The following is a 20,222-nucleotide window of genomic DNA, read 5'->3' as shown; positions in this document are numbered from 1 at the left end:
ATCCTTCACGCTCACAAGAAATTCAGGTGCGCCACTCTGGAAAATTGCGACCAATGGAAATATCTTGCCGCCAAATACACAACGACCAGTGAATTTACCGGAGGCACCCTTGTCCCACTCCCGAATAACCCGTCGTTCCGCCCTGCTGGGCGTTGCATCCCTGATGGCGACCCCCGCCCTTGTTCGGGCCCAAAGCACGGACGCGTTTCCGGAGACAGAAGACGCGATCAGCACACAGTTACCGGTACGGCGCAATGTATCGTCCTTCGCGCAACAAAACTGGCAAGACCATTTTGATGAGCTGGGCGTTGGCTGCCTGTTGGCCGACATTACCAGCCGCGCGGTTCACTATTGGGCGCCGGATGGCACTTATAAGCTGTACCCCAGCTCTGTGCCCATGAGCGAAGAGCTTACAAAACGCGGCTACACAAAAGTTGTGCGCAAGACAGAGTTCCCAAGCTGGACACCGACCGCCTCGATGCGCGAGCGTGACCCCAGCCTGCCCATTCGGATCGATGGCGGTGATCCCGGAAACCCACTGGGCACCCGCGCGATGTATTTGGATTGGCCCGCTTACCTGGTTCATGGCACGCATGATACCCGCAAGATCGGCCGGCAGAGCTCGTCTGGCTGTATCGGCCTGTACAACCAACATGTCGAGGAACTGTATCCGCTGGTCCAGATTGGCACACAGGTTCGTTTGGTCTGATCTACCAGCTCAGAAAAGCAAAAGCCCCGGTCATACGCCGGGGCTTTTGACTCTTCAGGAACAGAGCATCATTCCGGCAGGATAACAGTGTCGACCACGTGGATCACACCATTGCTTGCTTCAATATCTGCCTGTATGACCTTGGCGTCATTCACTTTGACGCCGTTTTTGGCATTCACGCTCAGCCGATCACCCTGAACAGTCAGAACCTTCGCGCGCTTGCCAGCGATGTCGCCAGACATCACCTTGGCTGGTACAACATGGTACGTCAGGATCGACACGAGCTGATCTTTGTTCTCCGGCAACAACAACGTTTCCACCGTGCCTTCGGGCAATGCAGCAAACGCCTCGTCTGTTGGGGCAAAGACGGTGAATGGACCTTTTCCTTTCAGGGTATCTACCAAACCTGCAGCTTGAACTGCGGCAACCAACGTGTTGAATGATCCGGCCGCTACAGCGGTATCAACGATATCTGCTGCCTGCGCCTTGAGCGGCATGGCAAATGCAAATGCGGCGGCTGCGCCCATAAAAGTACGACGTAACATGGCTGTCTTCTCCTCTCCAGCTTGTTATGGAAAGAGGTACGGGGCTTTCGTCACGCCGGATCAGTCTGAGATCACTTTTCTTTTAGCTGCACCCAGATGCTTTGCGCGCGCCCTTCAGCCAAAAAGGGCAAATTGGCGACAGCATCGGGCCGATCCTGTTGCAGGTAATATCCTGGCCAAAGCATTGAATACGCGCCAGATTGCAGCAAAGCGTGCAACATGTACTGCTCACCCCAGCCCGGGCAGTCATAGAAGAACCGCTTGGGGTATTCGTAGGGCAGAAAAACATCGTGCACATGGATCACTACTCCGGGCTTCAGTGTCGGAATGATGCGGCAGAACAAGTGCGCGACGTCGTTGCTCATCCGCACAACATGGCTGGAGTCGATAAACAGGACGTCGCCGGCTTCCAGCTCTGAAAACAGTACCGGGTCGGCCTCTTCCAGCCGTTTTTGCTCGAACCGATCAACAACTTGGGCAATGTCAGCGCGGGGATACGGATCGATTGCCGTAATCGTGGTGTCAAACCCGCCATCGATGGCCGCCTGCCGGGTTACTCGGGTCGAGTTACCACATCCAACCTCGATCACCCGCCGGGGCTGAAAGCGTCGGATCATCAGATACAGGGCATCCGCATCCGGGCTGTCGTAATAGCCGTTTCCAGCACGATAGCCGGTCTGATTGCGCTCAGGATCCTTCAGCGCCTCTAGCGCATTCTTGTGCGCAGCGTATTCACTGATCAGCTGAGAGATATCAAACCCGTCCATTCCCGGCGACAAGGCATAGACGGGGCGAGTCAGACCTCCGGCAGCCTCAAAGGCTTCCAGCCGCGCGCGCTCATCCTGTTCGGTGATCTTGTCGACCAGTCTTACCCCCAGTTCATCCAGGGCGGCGTTGATCTGTGGGAATTTTCTGGGTTTCAAGTCGCTGGCTCCGTAGTCTTTGCTGCGCTATTCCATACCTTTGCTGGTCGTTCCTCTGCAAGGACAAGCCGGGCAAACCCTTGGCAAAAAGAAAATTTCCGTATTCACTAATCAAAATAACTACCGCGAGGGCCGCCATGCAGCAGGAATTCACGATCGGGATCGAAGAAGAATACCTTCTTGTAGACCGCGACAGCCTCCAATTGTCCGAAGCTCCCGAAGCGCTGATGGAAGCCTGTCAGAATGATTTCGAAGGACAGGTCAGCCCCGAATTCCTGCAATGCCAGATCGAAGTCGGCACCCGCCCACATACAACCATCACCTCGGCGCGCGAGGACCTGAAACGCCTGCGCTCCTGTGTTTCGGAACGGGCCGCGGAATACAACCTGTCGCCAATAGCCGTGTCGTGCCACCCTTTTGCGAACTGGAAGGATCAGCATCACACTCGAAAGGAACGCTATGATGCGCTGCAACACGCGCTGGGGGGTGTGGCCCGCCGGATGCTGATCTGCGGAATGCATGTTCATGTCGGGGTTGAAAGCCAAGCCTTGCGTTCTGATCTGATGCCGCAATTGTCGTACTTTTTGCCGCATCTTTTGGCGTTGTCGACGTCCTCGCCTTTCTGGAACGGCGAAGATACGGGCCTGTCGTCGTACCGTCTGACCGTCTTTGACAATCTGCCGCGCACCGGTCTGCCGCCGGTCTTTGCAAGCTGGGGCGAATATGAACGCACCACGGGAATATTGATTGAACTGGGGGTCATTGAAGATACCACAAAGATCTGGTGGGATCTTCGCCCCTCGCATCGCTTTCCAACACTTGAAACGCGGATTATGGATGTCCAACCAAGGTTGGAGCACACGCTTTCACTGGCCGCCCTTGTGCAGGCGTTGACGCGAATGTTGTGCCGCTTGAAAGATCGCAACTTGCGCTGGCGGCAATATGATCGCTTTCTGATAGGTGAAAATCGCTGGCGCGCGCAGCGATACGGTGTGGGCGAAGGATTGATCGATTTCGGCGATCGCTCGATCAAACCCATGTCCGATTTGATCGGTGATCTGATGGGATTGCTGGCCGAAGATGCCGAGGCACTGGGTACAATGTCGGATCTGGCCCGGCTGCGGCAGATCGCCGAGAACGGCACCTCGGCCACACGCCAACGTCGCGTTCATGCCGAGGCTGCCGCGCGCGGGGAAGATCCCGGCAAGGCCGTCGTGCGTCACCTGATCGAAGAGTTCCACGCGGATCTTTAGACACTGGCGACAACAGTCCCCTGCTCAGAGCCATTGTTGAACCTGCAAAATTTCTGTAAGAATTCAGAAATAAACAACTGTTCAATTCATTGCCGATGGGAGGGAGCGCCATGGATTTCGCACTCAGCGAGGAACAAACAGCCATTTTCGACATGGCACATGCCTTTGGGCAGGAACATATCGCCCCTTTTGCCCGGCAATGGGAGGCTGATGGAACAATCCCCAAAACCTTGTGGCCCCAAATCGGAGAGCTTGGCTTCGGCGCCCTTTACGTGTCCGAGGCCAGCGGTGGGTCAAACCTGACCCGTCTGGATGCCACCCTGGTTTTTGAGGCCTTATCGATGGCCTGCCCGTCGGTCGCGGCCTTCCTGTCGATCCATAACATGTGCGCCAAGATGCTCGACAACTTTGCCGACGATGACCTCAAGGCGCGCATCATGCCCGATGTTCTGAGCTTGAAAACTGTGCTGAGTTATTGCCTGACCGAGCCCGGTTCTGGATCGGATGCGGCGGCGCTGAAAACACGTGCTGAACGGACCAACGAAGGCTATACGCTGAACGGAACAAAAGCCTTCATTTCAGGCGGCGGATATTCCGACGCTTACGTCTGCATGGTGCGTACCGGACAGGATGGGCCCAAAGGGATATCAACCGTTTACGTTGAAGACGGCACGCCCGGCCTCAGCTTTGGCGCGCTCGAGCAGAAGATGGGCTGGAAAAGCCAACCCACCGCGCAAGTTCAGTTCGACGATTGCAAGATACCGGCCGGAAACCTTGTGGGCACGGAAGGTGACGGGTTCAAATATGCGATGATGGGACTGGATGGCGGACGACTTAACATTTCTGCCTGCTCGCTTGGGGCCGCTCAGGCCGGGCTGGATATGACGCTGCAGTACATGTCCGAACGTAAGGCTTTTGGCCAATCCATCGACCAGTTTCAGGCCCTTCAGTTCCGTCTAGCGGATATGGAGATCGAATTGCAGGCCGCGCGAACGTTCCTTAGGCAGGCAGCCTGGAAGCTGGATCAGGGCGCACCCGATGCTACGAAATTCTGCGCCATGGCCAAGAAGTTCGTTACCGAGACCGGATCGAAAGTGGTGGACCAGTGCCTGCAATTGCATGGCGGTTATGGCTATCTTGCGGATTACGGCATCGAAAAGCTTGTGCGTGATCTTCGTGTGCACCAGATATTGGAAGGCACGAACGAGATCATGCGTGTAATCGTATCACGCCAATTGCTTGCCAATCGCTGAGGCACCCATGTCAGATATCGATATCCGCACCACAGGCCGTGCCGGGCGTATCACCCTGACCCGTCCTCATGCGCTGAACGCGATGACCTATGACATGTGCATGGCTATCGACACAGCGCTGCGCAACTGGCGCGAGGACGATGAGATTGACCTGATCATCCTGGACGCCGAGGGGGAAAAAGCCTTCTGCGCGGGTGGTGATATTGCTGAACTTTATGAAACCGGCACCAAGAGTGATTTTTCTTACGGTCAGAAATTCTGGCGTGACGAATACCGTCTGAATGCCCTGATCTTCGAATATCCCAAACCGGTCATCAGCTTTCTTCAGGGGTTCGCGATGGGCGGCGGTGTTGGCATCGGATGCCATGGCAGCCATCGCGTTGTTGGAGAAAGCGCAAAGATTGCCATGCCAGAATGTTCCATCGGACTGGTGCCGGATGTCGGCGGCTCGTTGATGCTGGCCCTTGCGCCTGGACACGCGGGTGAGTTTCTGGGAACAACCGGCTATCGGATGGGGCCTGCGGATGCGATCTATGCCGGGTTTGCCGACCTTTTCATCCCGCAATCACAATGGTCCGATCTGATCGAGTTGCTCGAAGCCTCTGGAAACGCTGAACTATTGGCTGACCATGCCGGTACACCGCCTGTTGGTGAATTGGCGAACTTGCAGGCCCAAATCGATCAGCATTTTTCCGGTGACACCCTTGGCGACGTTCTGAACAGTCTGCACAGCGACGACAATGAGTTTTCGGCTAAAACTCTGGGCATGCTGAGAAAGAACGCACCGCTTTCCGTGGCCTGCACGATCGAGATTCTTCATCGCCTGCGCTCCCCTTCTCTGACCATACGCCGAGCTCTGGAGATGGAGTATCGTTTCACCCACCGCGCGATGGAGCATGGCGATTTTCTGGAAGGTATCCGCGCGCAGATCATCGACAAGGATCGCAATCCGAACTGGCAGTTTCCTGACATGAACGTCCCTCTGGTGGCCGTGTCGAAAATGCTTCAGCCCCTGGGTGCGGACGCCCTGACTTTCGAAGAGGATTAAGAGATGCAAATCGGTTTCATCGGACTGGGAAACATGGGCGCGCCAATGGCAGCCAATCTTGCAAAAGCCGGTCATAAGGTGGTTGGCTTTGACACAGCAGGCGTGACGGTTGACGGGGTTTCTCAAGCCGCAACCGCTTCGGAAGCTGTTGCAGCGGCCGATGCTGTCATCACGATGCTGCCAAACGGTGCGATTCTGAGGGCCGTTGCGGATCAGATCATTCCTGCAATGGCACAAGGTGCCGTGCTAATCGATTGCTCGACAGTTGATGTGGAAAGCGCGCGGGCAGTTGCGGATCAGGCCATCAGTGCCGGACTGTTGTCCGTAGACGCGCCAGTTTCTGGCGGCATCGGAGGTGCGGCGGCTGGCACGCTGACCTTCATGGCTGGCGGATCAGAGGCCGCGTTTGCCAAGGCATCCCCTCTTTTCGATATCATGGGGCAGAAAGCTGTTCACTGTGGTGAGGCCGGTGCCGGTCAAGCTGCCAAAATCTGCAATAACATGATCCTTGGTGTCACCATGATTGCAACCTGTGAAGCCTTCGCTTTGGCCGACAAACTGGGTCTGGACCGGCAGAAGATGTTTGACGTGGTAAGTACGTCGTCCGGATACAGCTGGACGATGAACGCCTATTGCCCTGCCCCCGGTGTCGGCCCGCAAAGCCCGGCCGACAATGGGTACGCCCCCGGTTTTGCGGCCGAGCTGATGCTGAAGGACCTGCGCCTCAGCCAGCAGGCGGCTGAGAGTGCAGATGCAGATACACCGATGGGTCAGGCGGCCACCGCGCTTTATGAGCAATTTGTCGAGAACGAAGATGGCAAGGGACGCGATTTCAGTGCCATGTTGCCACGGTTCGAAAACCGCGGACGTGACTAAAACAACTGGCGGCATCTTGCCCAACGATTTGACAGATCTTGGGCAAGCGACCATCTAGGCAGTCATGAACAAAAGGCCCGGCTGGCCAATTCGCAAAGGACGGCGACATGACGAGATTTTTGGTGACGACGGCAACTCTGGCGGCTTTGGCCCTTTCCCCGGTTGCCGCGGTTGCAAAGAACAAGGCCGGGCATTGCCCTCCGGGTCTGGCCAAGAAATCCGTTCCCTGCGTGCCGCCTAGTCAGGCAAAGAAAATCTATCGCGATGGTGACTTCATTACCAATGATTACCGTTGGATCAATGACCCTTATCGCTATGGGTTGAACCGAAACTACTCTTATGTCCGTGCCGGTGATTATGTGTACCGGGTCGACCCCGAGACACGCAAAGTCCTGAACCTGATCGGCGCGATCGCAGATATCCTGAACTGAGGCCGCGTCTGGGCACTTATTCTGCCGCGACGCGCGCCCCTTTCAGCATCGGCTTCAGGTATCGCCCGGTGTGGCTGCGTTCAACATCGGCTATGTCTTCCGGTGTTCCTGTGGCGACGATTTTGCCACCGCCATCACCACCTTCAGGTCCAATGTCGATGATATGATCCGCGGTTTTAACCACATCCAGATTATGTTCAATCACCACGACAGTATTGCCCTGATCGACGAGTTCGTGCAGCACTTCCAACAGCTTGCGAACATCTTCGAAATGCAGACCTGTTGTCGGTTCGTCGAGAATATAGAGCGTTCGCCCGGTTGAACGCTTTGACAGTTCCTTTGACAACTTTACCCGCTGCGCCTCGCCACCTGACAACGTCGTGGCTTGTTGACCCACCTTGATATAGCCAAGACCCACACGCGCAAGGGCGTCCATCTTGTCCCGGATTGAGGGCACGGCCTTGAAGAATTCCTGCGCATCTTCCACTGTCATATCAAGCACATCCGCGATGGATTTACCCTTGAACTTGATCTCAAGCGTTTCGCGGTTATACCGCGCGCCTTTGCAGGTTTCGCAAGTCACATAGACGTCCGGCAGAAAGTGCATCTCGATCTTGATGACACCGTCACCCTGACATGCCTCACACCGCCCGCCTTTGACGTTGAAGCTGAATCGACCCGGTTTGTACCCGCGTGCCTTAGCCTCGGGCAGACCGGCAAACCAATCTCGGATCGGGGTAAAGGCCCCGGTGTAAGTCGCCGGGTTTGAACGCGGCGTTCGCCCAATGGGGCGCTGGTCGATGTCGATGACCTTATCGAGGTGTTCCAGCCCCTTGATGGTTTCACAGGGTGCTGGTGTCTGACGCGCCCCGTTCAGCCGCATTGACGCGGTTTTGAACAATGTCTCGATCGTGAGGGTGGATTTACCTCCGCCCGACACACCTGTGACGCAAACGAATTTGCCCAAGGGGAATTCGGCGGTGACATTCTTCAGGTTGTTACCCGTGGCCTTGACCACTGTGACTTTCTGCTTTTTCCCCTTCCGACGCTGCACCGGAACTGCGATTTCACGCGCTCCCGCTAGGTACTGCCCGGTAATGGAGGCCGCATCTGCCGCGATTTGCGCAGGCGTTCCGTGACTGACCACCTGCCCGCCATGCACACCTGCCCCCGGACCGATGTCGAAAACATAGTCAGCCTCGCGGATGGCTTCCTCGTCATGTTCTACGACGATCACCGTATTGCCCTGATCCCTCAGGTTCTTGAGCGTGCCTAAAAGCCGGTCATTGTCTCGCTGATGTAGCCCGATCGAAGGCTCATCCAGCACATAGAGAACCCCGGTCAGCCCCGAGCCGATCTGACTGGCCAGACGAATACGCTGGCTTTCGCCTCCTGACAGCGTTCCACTTGAACGGGACAGCGTAAGGTATTCTAAACCAACATTATTCAGGAATCCTAGCCGCTCGCGAATTTCCTTGAGAATGGCGCGCGCAATTTCGTTCTTCTGTGCGCTCAGGTGGTTGGGCGCATCTTCGATCCACGCCAAAGCCTCACGGATCGACATCTGCACCACCTGCCCCACATGCAGCCCGGAGATCTTTACCGCCAGCGCTTCGGCCCGCAGCCTGTAGCCTTCGCAGGCGCCGCAGGGACGATTGTTTTGATATCGTTCAAATTCCTCACGAATCCACGCACTGTCGGTTTCGCGGTACCGGCGTTCCATATTCGGGATCACGCCTTCAAAGCTGCGGGTCACCTGATAGACACGCCCGCCTTCGTCGTACCGGAACTGAATTTCATCATCCCCGGACCCACGCAGAAAGACCTCCTGCACATTTTTAGGCAGGTCTTTCCAGGGCGTGTTCTTGTCAAACTCGTAATGGCGCGCAATGGCCTCGATTGTTTGCAGGAAATACGGGGATTTACCCTTGCGCCACGGGGCCAAAGCGCCATCGTAGAGTTTCAGCGTCTGGTCCGGCACCACCAGGCGCTCATCGAAAAACAACTCAACTCCAAGACCGTCACAATCCGGGCAGGCACCGAACGGCGCGTTGAACGAAAACAGGCGTGGTTCGATTTCGGGGATGGTGAAACCGCTGACCGGGCAGGCAAAATTCTCGCTGAATGTGATGCGTTCCGGATCACCCTCACGCGGGGCAGTTTCCAATATGGCAATCCCGTCGGCCAGATCCAGAGCGGTGCGCAGACTGTCGGCCAGGCGCGTTTCCATACCTTCCCGCACAACCAGTCGATCAACAACCACATCGATATCGTGACGGAATTTCTTATCCAACACTGGCGGTTGATCCAGTTCGTAGAACTCTCCGTCTACCTTGACGCGTTGGAAACCCTGTTTGCGCAGCTCCAGGAATTCTTTTTTGTACTCACCCTTCCTGTCGCGCACGATGGGGGCAAGAAGATAGCCGCGCGTGCCGTCTTCCATTGTCATGATCCGGTCGACCATGTCCTGCACCTGCTGCGCCTCAATCGGTTGCCCGGTGGCCGGGCTATAGGGCGTTCCGGCGCGGGCAAACAGCAGACGCAGATAGTCATAGATTTCGGTCACCGTGCCCACAGTTGAACGCGGGTTCTTGGACGTCGTCTTTTGTTCAATCGAAATTGCCGGAGACAGGCCGCTGATATGATCGACATCCGGTTTTTCCATCATATCCAGGAACTGCCGGGCATAGGCCGAAAGGCTTTCGACGTACCGACGCTGGCCTTCTGCATAGATGGTGTCAAACGCCAATGAGGACTTTCCCGAACCCGACAGTCCGGTGATGACCACCAACTGATCCCGAGGGATATCAACGTCTATACCTTTGAGGTTATGTTCACGCGCGCCGCGCACCTCGATATTCTTCAGCTCAGCCATATGCGGCCCCCAACAAACAAGTGGTTAAGAGATAGGCGAGCCAGACCAAGACTCCAACAGAAAAGTTAGAACATTTAGTGAACAGTCGAAATTTCGCCGATTAGAACCTGCAATGATCAATGGATTGGAAAAAGGTGCTCGGGAAGGCGCAACCGTTGATCGGATTGAGGAGAAAAGTGGCGCGGTTGACGGGGCTCGAACCCGCGACCCCCGGCGTGACAGGCCGGTACTCTAACCAACTGAGCTACAACCGCGCATCTATTTTCGTGGCCTTTTACCTGGACCAAGGATGGCAGCGATGGCGCGGTTGACGGGGCTCGAACCCGCGACCCCCGGCGTGACAGGCCGGTACTCTAACCAACTGAGCTACAACCGCCCGCTGCATGTTCATTGCTGAACGTTTGGGTGTATTATGGCTACGCTCGGGCAGCGTCAAGCGGCGTTTTCAAGTTTTTTGTCAGATTCCAGATTTTTGTATACGGCGCGATTTTTTGCGGATGCCGCGGGTTCTATTTCCCTTGCAGCCAACCTTCGGGAAAGATATCACCCCGTCCCATGGGTGATTAGCTCAGTGGTAGAGCGCTTCGTTCACATCGAAGATGTCAGCGGTTCAAATCCGTTATCACCCACCATTTTTCAAAGCACGCCGATGCCCAAAATGAAACGCTGGATTCATGCCGCGTTTTGGCGCTGAGTGGTGCAGTCTTCACTACATCCCACGACAAAAAAAGGCGAAGCTCATGCTTCGCCTTTTTTTCCATTTACCAAAGACTTAATGCGCGGTTGCGGAAGGTCCGGTATTACCGGACGACGCGGCCGCCGCTGCTGCGGCCTCTTCCGCGGCTTCGTCCCATTCGATCGGCTCGGGTTTGCGTACCAAAGCATGTTCCAGAACTTCCGAGACATGTTTGACCGGGATGATCTTCAGCCCTTCTTTGACGTTGTCCGGGAAATCCGCCAGATCCTTTTCATTCTCTTCCGGGATCAGAACGGTCTTTATCCCACCACGCAGCGCGGCCAGCAGTTTTTCTTTCAAACCACCAATCGGCATCGCATTCCCACGCAGTGAGACTTCGCCGGTCATGGCAATGTCTTTCCGAACGGGAATACCGGTCAGAACCGAGACAATAGACGTGACCATGGCCAGACCAGCGGATGGGCCATCCTTGGGTGTCGCGCCATCCGGCACGTGAACGTGAATGTCTATCTTGTCAAACTGCGGCGGTTTCACCCCGATCTGAGGCGAAATCGAGCGCACATAGGACGAAGCGGCGTCGATGGATTCCTTCATCACATCACCCAGCTTACCAGTCGTCTTCATCCGCCCTTTGCCGGGCAGTTTCAACGCTTCGATATGCAGCAGGTCGCCACCCACTGATGTCCACGCAAGACCGGTGACAACACCAATCTGATCGTCCTGCTCGGCCAGACCGTAACGGAATTTCGGAACACCCAGGAAATCTTGCAGGTTTTCGGGCGTGACCTTAACGGTCTCCGCGTCCTTCTTGATGATCTTGGTCAGCGACTTCCGTGCAACCTTGGCAATTTCACGTTCAAGGTTCCGTACGCCAGCCTCACGGGTATAGGTGCGGATGATCTTTTGCAGCGCCTCATCGGTCAGCTCGAATTCCTTGGCTTTCAAACCATGGTTCTTGACCTGTTTGCTGATCAGGTGCTGCTTGGCGATCTCGCGCTTTTCGTCCTCGGTGTAACCGGCCAGCGGGATGATCTCCATCCGGTCAAGCAGAGGCCCGGGCATGTTGTAGCTGTTCGACGTGGTCAGGAACATCACGTTGGACAGGTCATATTCAACCTCTAGATAATGGTCCATGAACGTGTTGTTCTGTTCCGGGTCCAGCACCTCAAGCATTGCTGATGCCGGATCACCCCGAAAATCCTGCCCCATCTTGTCGATTTCATCCAACAAAATCAGAGGATTCGTGGTTTTCGCCTTCTTCAACGCCTGGATGATCTTGCCGGGCATCGAGCCAATGTAAGTCCGACGATGGCCCCGGATTTCGGATTCGTCGCGTACACCACCCAATGAGATGCGAATGAACTCGCGCCCGGTTGCCTTTGCAACCGACTTACCCAGCGAGGTCTTGCCCACGCCCGGAGGGCCGACAAGGCACAAAATCGGCCCTTTCAGCTTTTTCGAGCGCTGCTGAACCGCAAGGTATTCAACGATCCGTTCCTTAACCTTCTCAAGCCCATAATGGTCCGCGTCCAGAATCTCCTGCGCGCGGCCCAGATCCTTTTTGACACGGGATTTAGTGCCCCAAGGCAGAGCAAGAATCCAATCCAGATAGTTGCGCACAACTGTGGCCTCGGCCGACATGGGCGACATGTTCTTGAGCTTCTTAAGCTCGCCCTCGGCCTTTTCCCGCGCTTCTTTCGACAGCTTGGTCTCGGCGATTTTGGCTTCCAGTTCAGCAACTTCGTTGCTGCCGTCCTCGCCATCGCCAAGTTCCTTCTGAATGGCTTTCATCTGCTCATTCAGATAATATTCACGCTGCGTCTTCTCCATCTGGGATTTGACGCGGGTCTTGATCTTCTTCTCGACCTGCAGAACAGACATCTCGCCCTGCATCAGGCCATAGACCTTCTCAAGCCGCTCGCTGACGCTAAGGGTTTCCAGAAGCTCCTGCTTTTGTTCGACTTCGATGCCCAGATGCCCCGACACAAGGTCGGCCAGTTTCGCAGGCTCGGTTGTATCGCCTACTGCGGTCAGTGCCTCTTCGGGGATGTTCTTGCGCACTTTAGCGTAACGCTCGAACTCATCCGCGACAGTGCGCAACAGTGCTTCGGTTGTGGTGACGTCGCCGGGAATTTCGGTCAGGTATTCTGCGCGGGCTTCGAAAAATTCTTCGTTTTCCAGAAACTCGGTGATCTGAACGCGCGCCTGCCCTTCGACCAGCACCTTTACTGTGCCATCGGGCAGCTTCAGCAGTTGCAGCACATTTGCCAGAACGCCGGTGCGGTAGATGCCTTCTTCATCAGGGTCGTCAACGCCGGGATCGATCTGGCTGGACAACAGAATTTGCTTGTCATCCTGCATCACCTCTTCCAGCGCGCGGACCGATTTGTCACGGCCTACGAAAAGCGGCACGATCATATGTGGGAACACCACAATATCGCGCAGCGGCAGGACGGGGTAGGAGGAATTCAGAGGCTCTTGCATGCTCTATCCTTATCGTTGGCAAGACGGCACTTGTCCCTCATCGAGGCAACATTTGACCGTCTCCTGTCTTGGACGATAAAGGTGGGGCCTCATCGCCCATTTTCAACCTTATCGCCATGTATCACCGATCAGAATGAACCGAGGATCGGCCGACTGCAAGGCGTGCCGGGAACATATCCACCAAAATAGTAGAATACACCCTGCTCTTGCGCGATCAGTCGCCAGAAAATTGCCCGGCTGTTCAGAACTGGCCGTTTTCACCTTGGAGGGGGCAAAACATCACAGCGGTTCGATATCCCCCTGCGCGCGCCGCGCGTGGAAATCGGCCTGCCAGGCTTCGAACACACCTTCCGCAATCGCGTCGCGCATGCCGGCCATGATCTCCTGAAAATAATGCAGGTTATGCCATGTCAGCAACATGCCGGAAATCATCTCATTCGCGCGGAACACGTGGTGCAAATAAGCGCGAGAGTAATTCGAACAGGCCGGGCAAGTGCACTGCGCGTCCAGCGGGCGCGGATCATCTGCGTGACGGGCATTTTTGATGTTCACCACGCCGTAGCGGGTGAAAACCTGCCCTGTACGCCCGGACCGCGAGGGCAACACGCAGTCCATCATGTCGATCCCGCGGGCAACGGCACCGACGATATCGTCGGGCTTGCCGACGCCCATCAGATAGCGCGGCTTGTCCGATGGCAGAAACTCGGGGGCATAATCGAGACAAGAGAACATTGCCTCCTGCCCTTCGCCGACGGCTAGGCCACCAACTGCATAGCCCTCGAAACCGATAGATTTCAGCGCCTCGGCGCTTTCTTCGCGCAGGTCTTTTTCTAACCCACCTTGCATGATGCCAAAAAGCGCATGCCCCGGACGATCGCCGAACGCATCACGCGACCGTTCGGCCCAACGCATCGACAGGCGCATCGACTCGGCAATGCGATCACGATCAGCTGGCAACGCGGGGCATTCGTCGAAACACATGACAATGTCCGACCCCAGAAGGCGCTGAATCTCCATCGACCGTTCCGGCGTCAATTCGTGCTTTGACCCGTCAATATGGGATTTGAAGGTCACGCCCTTTTCAGTCAGCTTGCGCAAACCGGCCAGCGACATGACCTGAAATCCGCCGGAATCTGTCAGAATGGGCCGATCCCAGTTCATGAATTTGTGCAGTCCACCCAGTCGATCAATACGCTCAGCGGTCGGGCGCAACATCAGGTGATAGGTGTTCCCCAGAAGGATGTCTGCACCTGTCGCCCGAACGCTTTCCGGCATCATCGCCTTGACCGTTGCCGCAGTGCCAACCGGCATAAAGGCAGGCGTTCGAACGTCGCCGCGCGGTGTGCTGATCACACCCGTCCGGGCTTTGCCGTCTGTGGCCTTAAGTTCAAATGAAAAGTGCTGGGTCATGTCATCGCCTCGGGTCACCGAACCGGGCAGGCTTTGCCCGATCCGATTGGTCTTTGCAACCCGTCAGGGTAGCGAGGCAACACGGTCTGTAAACAGCTGCACAACCCCTGCCCCATCCACATCGCGGCAGACCCGAACTGTGGGACGTTCCGGGTCAGGTTGCGTCGCCCCCTTCTGGTCGCCTTCGGTGACAACCCGAAGACCTGTTTCAACCATGTCGAACATGGCACCGTGAGAACAAGCAATCACAGCGGTCGAATCGTGCAGGCCGCAGCCTTCCAGACCACCGACGTCCTTGTAGAACTTCAGGTAAAAGCGTGAGATATCGCGCAGAAAGGATCCCATGTCAGGTGATCGCATTGCCAGGCTTTCGAAATCCGCAGTCTCGTAAAGCGTTTTCAGCGTAACATCCAAACCGACAAGTACGGTATCCGGCGGTGTGGCAAAGACCTCTTCAGCCGCAATAGCATCATGGTAGATGTTGGCCTCGGCATGGTTGGTTATATTGCCCGGGCAGTACACAGCGCCGCCCATGATCACCAAACGCCCAAGATTCCCGGCAAATTCCGGATCCAGACGAATAGCGTTGGCGATGTTGGTCAGGGGGCCCACGGCGCAAACCACCAGCTTTTTCTTATGGGTTCGTGCCATATCGACCAGAAATTCCGCAGCTGGCAGAGCGTGGTTTCTTCCGATCTCGGGTATATCAGTCAGGTCACCGAATCCTTCGGGGCCATGCACATGCTCGGATGGCGAATGCGTATCGGCACCCAAGGCAACCGCAGCCCCTTCCGCGACTGGCAAATCCAGACCCAGCTTATCAAGCAGGAACCGGGCATTGCGGCTGGATTGATGTACATGTGTGTTCCCAAACACGGTGGTTAAGCCGATCAGCTCGATCTCGGGTGCTGCGGCGGCATAGGCGATTGCCATGGCATCATCGATGCCAGGATCTGTATCGATTATCAGTTTCATCCCCGCCCGATACCGCAAACAATTAGGGATGCAAAGCGGTCACAGCGCTAATTTTCAAAGCCGCGTTTCACTATCTGGGCATTTGCGTGACGCTGCTTTCCCCTCATACCAGAGTTGAAATCGAGCGATTCAATTGCCACATGTATACTATAGTACACAACAATAAGAGGACAGAATGACCGAAGACCAAATCATCGGATTGCTTTCGTCGAACATCATTTACCTGCTGGCAGCAGTGCTGGTAATTGTTATCATTTTCAAAGGCATCAAGATTGTACCTCAGTCCGAAAAATATGTGATTGAACGGTTTGGGCGCCTGCACTCCGTGCTTGGCCCCGGCATCAACTTTATCGTTCCACTGCTGGACGTTGCGCGCCACAAGATCTCGATCCTGGAACGCCAGCTGCCAAACGCGACACAGGACGCAATCACCAAGGACAACGTTCTGGTGCAGATCGATACATCGGTCTTCTACCGTATTCTCGAACCTGAAAAGACGGTCTACCGAATCCGCGACGTTGATGGCGCGATTGCTACCACGGTCGCCGGGATCGTTCGCGCCGAGATTGGTAAGATGGATCTGGATGAGGTTCAATCAAACCGGTCCCAATTGATCACGCGTATACAGGAAAGCGTTGAAACCGCTGTCGATGACTGGGGTATCGAAGTTACCCGCGCCGAGATTCTGGACGTAAATCTGGATCAGGCCACCCGCGATGCCATGCTGCAACAGCTGAACGCCGAACGTGCCCGCCGCGCACAGGTGACAGAAGCCGAGGGCAAGAAGCGCGCAGTCGAACTGCACGCCGATGCTGAGCTTTACGCCGCGGAACAAACCGCCAAGGCGCGGCGTATTCAGGCCGAAGCCGAGGCTTTCGCCACTGGTGTTGTCGCCAAGGCCATCCAGGATAACGGCATCGAAGCTGCGCAGTATCAGGTTGCGTTGAAACAGGTTGAAGCCCTGAACGCGCTTGGAAACGGAACTGGCAAGCAAACCATTGTTGTACCTGCCAACGCACTGGAAGCCTTTGGTGACGCGTTCAAAATGTTAAAAGGAGGAAAGTGATGGCTGACCCCTTCTGGTTGACCTGGTGGATCTGGCTGGCCGCCGCATTGGCGCTGGGTATCCTTGAGATTGTCCTGCCCGGTTTCATTTTTCTGGGCTTTGCAATCGGCGCCGCAATCACGGGCCTTATCCTTGCCATTCCCGGAATGGCTCTGTCTTTGAATGTGTTGGCGTTGATCTTTGCCGTATTGTCGCTGATTGCGTGGCTTGTTTTGCGGAAACTGTTTGCGTTGCCACACGGTCAGGTCAAAACCTTCAACCACGACATCAACGACTAAATTGCCGCGGCGCCCCAATCGGCGCCGCCGCCCTACTGGACCCTGTTGCGCCAATTCCCTATATAATCACTCAGGCAACTGACCCGAGGCAAAGATGACTCACCCCAGCGAACAGTTTGAAGGCACACCGCTGATTGCGCCGTCAACCATTGAGCACCCCCTGTACGAGCCCGTGGTCGAGGCGTGCCGCACGGTCTATGACCCGGAAATCCCCGTGAATATCTATGACCTCGGCCTGATCTACACGATCGACATTTCCACGGACAACGCCGTGAAGGTGATCATGACGCTGACAGCCCCCGGATGCCCGGTTGCAGGCGACATGCCCGGATGGATCATGGAAGCGATCGAGCCTGTTGCAGGCGTCAAAGAGGTCGACGTGGAGCTGACCTGGGAGCCGCCCTGGGGTATGGAGATGATGTCAGACGAAGCACGTCTGGAACTGGGGTTTATGTAGGCACCCACCACAGTTTTCCGGCTATTTGTCATAAAACATTGGCGTTTTTGTTACCTGCTCGTGCTGTCCTTGTCACAATGATACGGGAAAAGGCCTGCGGACGGTATCAATTGGTGCCGTACCTCGGGCCAGACATGATTTGACCGCCCCCCCGAGTTCCGGCCCCGAAATACGGACCGTTCTTGCCCGAGAACGGTCCTTTTCTTATCCAGATCACCAAACGCCGGGTGATCAGTTCAAGTTGCAGGTCTTTTTGATTTCCGCAGATCTGGCATCCAGTTGATTGATGTAGTCCCCCGATAGCATTTGCAGCCGTTTGTGCTCGGTTCCCGTCACCAGCCCCAAAAGTGCTCCGGCGGGGGTAATGGCGGCAACGCTTTCCAACTGTTGGTCCTGTGCGTGTTTCCTCTCGGCCGCGATGGCGCGCAGATCGCCCTCGGCGGTCGCGCAGTTTACCGGATGCCTCTCTCCATCATTGGCGGCCACCGCAACATCCGGGACAAACAGAAGAACTGCAACAGCAAGTACCGCATCCGTCAAGATCGCATTAAAAATCGCCTGTAAGCTTTTCACAATATTATCCTTTCCGACGGTATACCACAGCAAACCGAGTTAACGGCCGACTAACTTGAACCTATTCAGTTCCACGACCTTACGGTCGAATGTTTTCAGCGAACCCATTCTGAATGCCTGGTTGTTTCATCCGGATAAAACTCTTTATAACACACCGTCTTGAGCCTTGGCCCCCTGATCCCTAAATTAAATGCAACGCGCGACAACGGAGACTTACATGTTCGGCATTCCCGGCAAGCAGGCTGTGACCATGACGCCTAAAGCCGCAGAACAAATCACCCGCCTGATGAACTCGGGTGGCCACGCTGGCTTGCGCATTGGCGTCAAGAAAGGCGGCTGTGCGGGTATGGAATATACAATGGAATACGTCGATCAGGCCGATCCGCATGACGAAGTTGTCGAACAAGATGGAGCACGCGTCATGATCGCACCAATGGCGCAGATGTTCCTGTTTGGGACTGAAATCGATTACGAGGTGTCGTTGCTGGAATCAGGTTTCAAGTTCAGGAACCCGAATGTTGTCGACGCCTGCGGCTGCGGTGAATCCATCAAGTTCGATGACAGTATCGCGCAGCAATCCTAATTTGCACCGGATAATCCTGTGACACGGGCCCGCCCGAACGCCGTGTTGTCGATCAAAGCGCGTGAACCCACCCGATCCGTGGAATTGTAAGATCGCGCCGACAATGTTATCCGCATCCTAAATTATCGAATGATCAGGGAGATATGGGTATGCGGCGCAAGCTTGCGGCAGGAAACTGGAAAATGAACGGAACCGGTGCTGCGCTGAGCGAACTTGAAGCACTGTGCAAGTCCCACCCAGACGCTTCGGTCGATATCCTGATTTGCCCTCCGGCAACATTGCTCAGCCGCGCAGCTGACACTGTACGCGGGTCAGCGGTTACCATCGGCGGGCAGGATTGCCACGCGGCAAGCGCGGGCGCGCATACAGGCGACATCAGCGCCGAGATGCTGCTGGACGCGGGCGCGACATCAGTCATCTTGGGTCATTCCGAGCGGCGCGTGGACCATGAAGAGCATGACGAGGATATACGCGCCAAGGCCTGTGCAGCGATGGACGCGGGGTTAAAAGCGATCATTTGCGTAGGCGAAAGTCTGGAGCAACGAGAGGCGGCCAATACACTCGACATTATCGGCGGTCAGATGTCGGGGTCGATCCCGGATCAGGCAACCGGCGAGAACCTGATAATTGCATATGAACCGATCTGGGCCATCGGCACTGGCAAGGTTCCAACGCTTGATGAGATCGGAGAGGTTCACGACTTCATCCGCGCCCGGTTAGAGCGTCGTTTTGGCGAAGGTGTGGGTCGCTCTGTCCGTCTTGTGTATGGCGGTTCAGTCAAACCCTCCAACGCGGCGGAGATCTTTGCGGTTTCAAATGTCGATGGTGCGCTTGTGGGCGGCGCCAGCCTGAAGGCCAGGGATTTCACGGGCATTATTCAGGCACTGGAGAGCGTCTAGAATTCTCCTTTACTCGGCAATATCTTCGGCCCAAAGCTCTGGCTTTTCTTCGATAAACCGCTGCATCAGTGCGATACAGTCGGGATCGTTGGCTATCACCACCACGACGCCGCGTTCGCGCAGAAAGTCTTCGTTGCCACCAAAGTTCTGGGTATCGCCGATCACCACACGCGGGATACCAAACTGAACGATAGTGCCCGAGCACATCATGCAAGGTGACAATGACGTGTAAAGAACCGTATCCCGATAGGTTTTCTGACGCCCCGCTTTGCGTAAGGCATCCATTTCCCCATGTGCGATCGGATCCCCGCCCTGCACACGTTGATTGCGCCCTTGTGAAACAATTTCGCCACCCCGCGCCAGAACTGACCCAATCGGGCATCCACCTTCATCAAACCCAGCTTTGGCCTCGTCATAAGCCACGCGTAGCAAGCGCTTGTCGGTCTCGGTCAACATTCCGGTCTCCATTTCCCGTGTTTCCCAAACCCTGCCCAAGCGCAAAGACTTGGTCAATGACGGCCTCACGACAGCTTCATCACGATAAGACCTGACACGATCAGAAGGGCCGCGAGAATCCGCGCAGGGCTTAGGGCTTCGCCCAGAAACAGGATACCTACACAGAACGCCCCCACTGCCCCAATACCCGTCCAGATGGTATAAGCTGTGCCCAACGGCAGGTCCCGCATCGCCGGCGCAAGAAGACCGAAAGACCCTATCATCGAAAGCCCCATCAAGGCTGTAGGCCACAATCGGGTGAAACCAGCCGATTGCTTCATCGCTACGGCCCAGACGATTTCCAACAGGCCAGCAAATAGGAGGAATACCCAGGGCATAAGACAACCTCGTATCCGTTCGGGTCGTCCCGAATGATGTCCCGATATGGGGAG

General features: G+C 55.8%; 20 protein-coding genes and 3 tRNA genes. 12 read left to right on the top strand and 11 right to left on the bottom strand.

Features of this window, described 5'->3' with window-relative positions; genetic code table 11:
* Positions 1 to 109 precede the first annotated feature (109 nt).
* Positions 110 to 709, top strand: coding sequence for a L,D-transpeptidase (locus I9182_RS01905; protein ID WP_209596111.1), 600 nt, complete (start codon positions 110 to 112; stop codon positions 707 to 709).
* Positions 710 to 777: 68 nt separating this feature from the next.
* Here I9182_RS01905 and I9182_RS01900 read toward each other — a convergent pair whose 3' ends face one another.
* Together I9182_RS01900 and I9182_RS01895 are read right to left on the bottom strand one after the other, a co-directional pair.
* Complete coding sequence (locus I9182_RS01900) at positions 778 to 1,254, bottom strand: fasciclin domain-containing protein (RefSeq protein ID WP_209504046.1); 477 nt, start codon at positions 1,252 to 1,254, stop codon at positions 778 to 780.
* Between the two features lie 71 nt (positions 1,255 to 1,325).
* Complete coding sequence (locus I9182_RS01895; RefSeq protein ID WP_209596110.1) at positions 1,326 to 2,177, bottom strand: class I SAM-dependent methyltransferase; 852 nt, start codon at positions 2,175 to 2,177, stop codon at positions 1,326 to 1,328.
* A 137-nt stretch (positions 2,178 to 2,314) separates the two neighbouring features.
* On the opposite strand from I9182_RS01895, the gene I9182_RS01890 reads away from it, so the two are divergent.
* The 5 genes from I9182_RS01890 to I9182_RS01870 all read left to right on the top strand — a co-directional run bounded on the left by I9182_RS01890 (position 2,315) and on the right by I9182_RS01870 (position 7,038).
* Positions 2,315 to 3,430, top strand: a complete 1,116-nt coding sequence (locus I9182_RS01890) for a carboxylate-amine ligase (protein WP_209504048.1) — start codon at positions 2,315 to 2,317, stop codon at positions 3,428 to 3,430.
* Positions 3,431 to 3,540: 110 nt separating this feature from the next.
* Entirely contained in the window at positions 3,541 to 4,683 is a 1,143-nt protein-coding gene (locus I9182_RS01885; RefSeq protein WP_209596109.1) for an acyl-CoA dehydrogenase family protein, read from the top strand.
* Positions 4,684 to 4,690: 7 nt separating this feature from the next.
* Positions 4,691 to 5,731 (top strand): 3-hydroxyisobutyryl-CoA hydrolase, encoded by a 1,041-nt coding sequence (locus I9182_RS01880; RefSeq protein ID WP_209596108.1) that lies wholly within the window; start codon positions 4,691 to 4,693, stop codon positions 5,729 to 5,731.
* A gap of 3 nt (positions 5,732 to 5,734) precedes the next feature.
* The gene (gene mmsB / locus I9182_RS01875) at positions 5,735 to 6,607 is read left to right on the top strand and encodes a 3-hydroxyisobutyrate dehydrogenase (protein WP_209504051.1); all 873 of its coding nucleotides are present in this window, start codon (positions 5,735 to 5,737) and stop codon (positions 6,605 to 6,607) included.
* Between the two features lie 107 nt (positions 6,608 to 6,714).
* Positions 6,715 to 7,038 carry a hypothetical protein gene (locus I9182_RS01870; protein WP_209596107.1) on the top strand — a complete coding sequence of 108 codons (324 nt, stop codon included), beginning with the start codon at positions 6,715 to 6,717 and terminating at the stop codon, positions 7,036 to 7,038.
* Between the two features lie 16 nt (positions 7,039 to 7,054).
* Here I9182_RS01870 and uvrA read toward each other — a convergent pair whose 3' ends face one another.
* The 3 genes from uvrA to I9182_RS01855 all read right to left on the bottom strand — a co-directional run bounded on the left by uvrA (position 7,055) and on the right by I9182_RS01855 (position 10,289).
* Complete coding sequence (gene uvrA / locus I9182_RS01865; protein WP_209596106.1) at positions 7,055 to 9,913, bottom strand: excinuclease ABC subunit UvrA; 2,859 nt, start codon at positions 9,911 to 9,913, stop codon at positions 7,055 to 7,057.
* Between the two features lie 177 nt (positions 9,914 to 10,090).
* Positions 10,091 to 10,167, bottom strand: a tRNA-Asp gene (locus I9182_RS01860).
* A 45-nt stretch (positions 10,168 to 10,212) separates the two neighbouring features.
* Positions 10,213 to 10,289 (bottom strand) — tRNA-Asp (locus I9182_RS01855).
* Positions 10,290 to 10,470: 181 nt separating this feature from the next.
* On the opposite strand from I9182_RS01855, the gene I9182_RS01850 reads away from it, so the two are divergent.
* Positions 10,471 to 10,545, top strand: a tRNA-Val gene (locus I9182_RS01850).
* 140 nt (positions 10,546 to 10,685) lie between these two features.
* Here I9182_RS01850 and lon read toward each other — a convergent pair.
* The 3 genes from lon to I9182_RS01835 form a co-directional block, all read right to left on the bottom strand.
* Positions 10,686 to 13,094, bottom strand: coding sequence for an endopeptidase La (lon, locus tag I9182_RS01845; RefSeq protein WP_209596105.1), 2,409 nt, complete (start codon positions 13,092 to 13,094; stop codon positions 10,686 to 10,688).
* 279 nt (positions 13,095 to 13,373) lie between these two features.
* Complete coding sequence (gene tgt, locus I9182_RS01840) at positions 13,374 to 14,504, bottom strand: tRNA guanosine(34) transglycosylase Tgt (protein ID WP_209596104.1); 1,131 nt, start codon at positions 14,502 to 14,504, stop codon at positions 13,374 to 13,376.
* Between the two features lie 63 nt (positions 14,505 to 14,567).
* Positions 14,568 to 15,479, bottom strand: a complete 912-nt coding sequence (locus tag I9182_RS01835; RefSeq protein ID WP_209504056.1) for a nucleoside hydrolase — start codon at positions 15,477 to 15,479, stop codon at positions 14,568 to 14,570.
* A 175-nt stretch (positions 15,480 to 15,654) separates the two neighbouring features.
* On the opposite strand from I9182_RS01835, the gene I9182_RS01830 reads away from it, so the two are divergent.
* The 3 genes from I9182_RS01830 to I9182_RS01820 all read left to right on the top strand — a co-directional run bounded on the left by I9182_RS01830 (position 15,655) and on the right by I9182_RS01820 (position 17,280).
* Positions 15,655 to 16,545, top strand: a complete 891-nt coding sequence (locus I9182_RS01830; RefSeq protein WP_209504057.1) for an SPFH domain-containing protein — start codon at positions 15,655 to 15,657, stop codon at positions 16,543 to 16,545.
* Positions 16,545 to 16,823 carry a hypothetical protein gene (locus tag I9182_RS01825; protein ID WP_209504058.1) on the top strand — a complete coding sequence of 93 codons (279 nt, stop codon included), beginning with the start codon at positions 16,545 to 16,547 and terminating at the stop codon, positions 16,821 to 16,823. Before I9182_RS01830 ends, I9182_RS01825 begins: the two co-directional genes overlap by 1 nt.
* 94 nt (positions 16,824 to 16,917) lie before the next feature.
* Positions 16,918 to 17,280, top strand: a complete 363-nt coding sequence (locus I9182_RS01820) for an SUF system Fe-S cluster assembly protein (protein ID WP_209504059.1) — start codon at positions 16,918 to 16,920, stop codon at positions 17,278 to 17,280.
* Between the two features lie 231 nt (positions 17,281 to 17,511).
* Here I9182_RS01820 and I9182_RS01815 read toward each other — a convergent pair whose 3' ends face one another.
* Positions 17,512 to 17,820, bottom strand: coding sequence for a hypothetical protein (locus tag I9182_RS01815; RefSeq protein ID WP_245222461.1), 309 nt, complete (start codon positions 17,818 to 17,820; stop codon positions 17,512 to 17,514).
* Between the two features lie 250 nt (positions 17,821 to 18,070).
* Between I9182_RS01815 and I9182_RS01810 the strand changes: the two genes are divergently transcribed.
* Entirely contained in the window at positions 18,071 to 18,436 is a 366-nt protein-coding gene (locus tag I9182_RS01810) for an iron-sulfur cluster assembly accessory protein (RefSeq protein WP_209504060.1), read from the top strand.
* A 149-nt stretch (positions 18,437 to 18,585) separates the two neighbouring features.
* A complete protein-coding gene (gene tpiA / locus I9182_RS01805) occupies positions 18,586 to 19,335 on the top strand; it encodes a triose-phosphate isomerase (protein WP_209596103.1) in 750 nt (249 codons plus the stop codon).
* Between the two features lie 9 nt (positions 19,336 to 19,344).
* Here tpiA and I9182_RS01800 read toward each other — a convergent pair whose 3' ends face one another.
* Both I9182_RS01800 and I9182_RS01795 read right to left on the bottom strand, forming a co-directional pair.
* Positions 19,345 to 19,791, bottom strand: a complete 447-nt coding sequence (locus I9182_RS01800) for a nucleoside deaminase (RefSeq protein WP_209596102.1) — start codon at positions 19,789 to 19,791, stop codon at positions 19,345 to 19,347.
* 65 nt (positions 19,792 to 19,856) lie between these two features.
* Positions 19,857 to 20,168 (bottom strand): multidrug efflux SMR transporter, encoded by a 312-nt coding sequence (locus I9182_RS01795; RefSeq protein ID WP_209596101.1) that lies wholly within the window; start codon positions 20,166 to 20,168, stop codon positions 19,857 to 19,859.
* Positions 20,169 to 20,222 lie beyond the last annotated feature (54 nt).

The organism is Ruegeria sp. HKCCSP351 (genome assembly GCF_017872535.1).
GTDB lineage: Bacteria > Pseudomonadota > Alphaproteobacteria > Rhodobacterales > Rhodobacteraceae > Ruegeria.
This window is presented reverse-complemented; position numbering and strand designations above follow the sequence as displayed.

Bases quoted from the DNA above. Each gene is read 5' to 3' on its own strand.
- I9182_RS01870 (WP_209596107.1), top strand. From the start codon at position 6,715: ATGACGAGATTTTTGGTGACGACGGCAACTCTGGCGGCTTTGGCCCTT.
- I9182_RS01885 (WP_209596109.1), top strand. From the start codon at position 3,541: ATGGATTTCGCACTCAGCGAGGAACAAACAGCCATTTTCGACATGGCA.
- lon (WP_209596105.1), bottom strand. From the start codon at position 13,094: ATGCAAGAGCCTCTGAATTCCTCCTACCCCGTCCTGCCGCTGCGCGAT.
- I9182_RS01830 (WP_209504057.1), top strand. From the start codon at position 15,655: ATGACCGAAGACCAAATCATCGGATTGCTTTCGTCGAACATCATTTAC.
- tpiA (WP_209596103.1), top strand. From the start codon at position 18,586: ATGCGGCGCAAGCTTGCGGCAGGAAACTGGAAAATGAACGGAACCGGT.
- I9182_RS01800 (WP_209596102.1), bottom strand. From the start codon at position 19,791: ATGTTGACCGAGACCGACAAGCGCTTGCTACGCGTGGCTTATGACGAG.
- I9182_RS01795 (WP_209596101.1), bottom strand. From the start codon at position 20,168: ATGCCCTGGGTATTCCTCCTATTTGCTGGCCTGTTGGAAATCGTCTGG.
- I9182_RS01900 (WP_209504046.1), bottom strand. From the start codon at position 1,254: ATGTTACGTCGTACTTTTATGGGCGCAGCCGCCGCATTTGCATTTGCC.
- I9182_RS01810 (WP_209504060.1), top strand. From the start codon at position 18,071: ATGTTCGGCATTCCCGGCAAGCAGGCTGTGACCATGACGCCTAAAGCC.
- mmsB (WP_209504051.1), top strand. From the start codon at position 5,735: ATGCAAATCGGTTTCATCGGACTGGGAAACATGGGCGCGCCAATGGCA.
- I9182_RS01890 (WP_209504048.1), top strand. From the start codon at position 2,315: ATGCAGCAGGAATTCACGATCGGGATCGAAGAAGAATACCTTCTTGTA.
- I9182_RS01825 (WP_209504058.1), top strand. From the start codon at position 16,545: ATGGCTGACCCCTTCTGGTTGACCTGGTGGATCTGGCTGGCCGCCGCA.
- I9182_RS01880 (WP_209596108.1), top strand. From the start codon at position 4,691: ATGTCAGATATCGATATCCGCACCACAGGCCGTGCCGGGCGTATCACC.
- I9182_RS01820 (WP_209504059.1), top strand. From the start codon at position 16,918: ATGACTCACCCCAGCGAACAGTTTGAAGGCACACCGCTGATTGCGCCG.
- uvrA (WP_209596106.1), bottom strand. From the start codon at position 9,913: ATGGCTGAGCTGAAGAATATCGAGGTGCGCGGCGCGCGTGAACATAAC.
- I9182_RS01835 (WP_209504056.1), bottom strand. From the start codon at position 15,479: ATGAAACTGATAATCGATACAGATCCTGGCATCGATGATGCCATGGCA.
- tgt (WP_209596104.1), bottom strand. From the start codon at position 14,504: ATGACCCAGCACTTTTCATTTGAACTTAAGGCCACAGACGGCAAAGCC.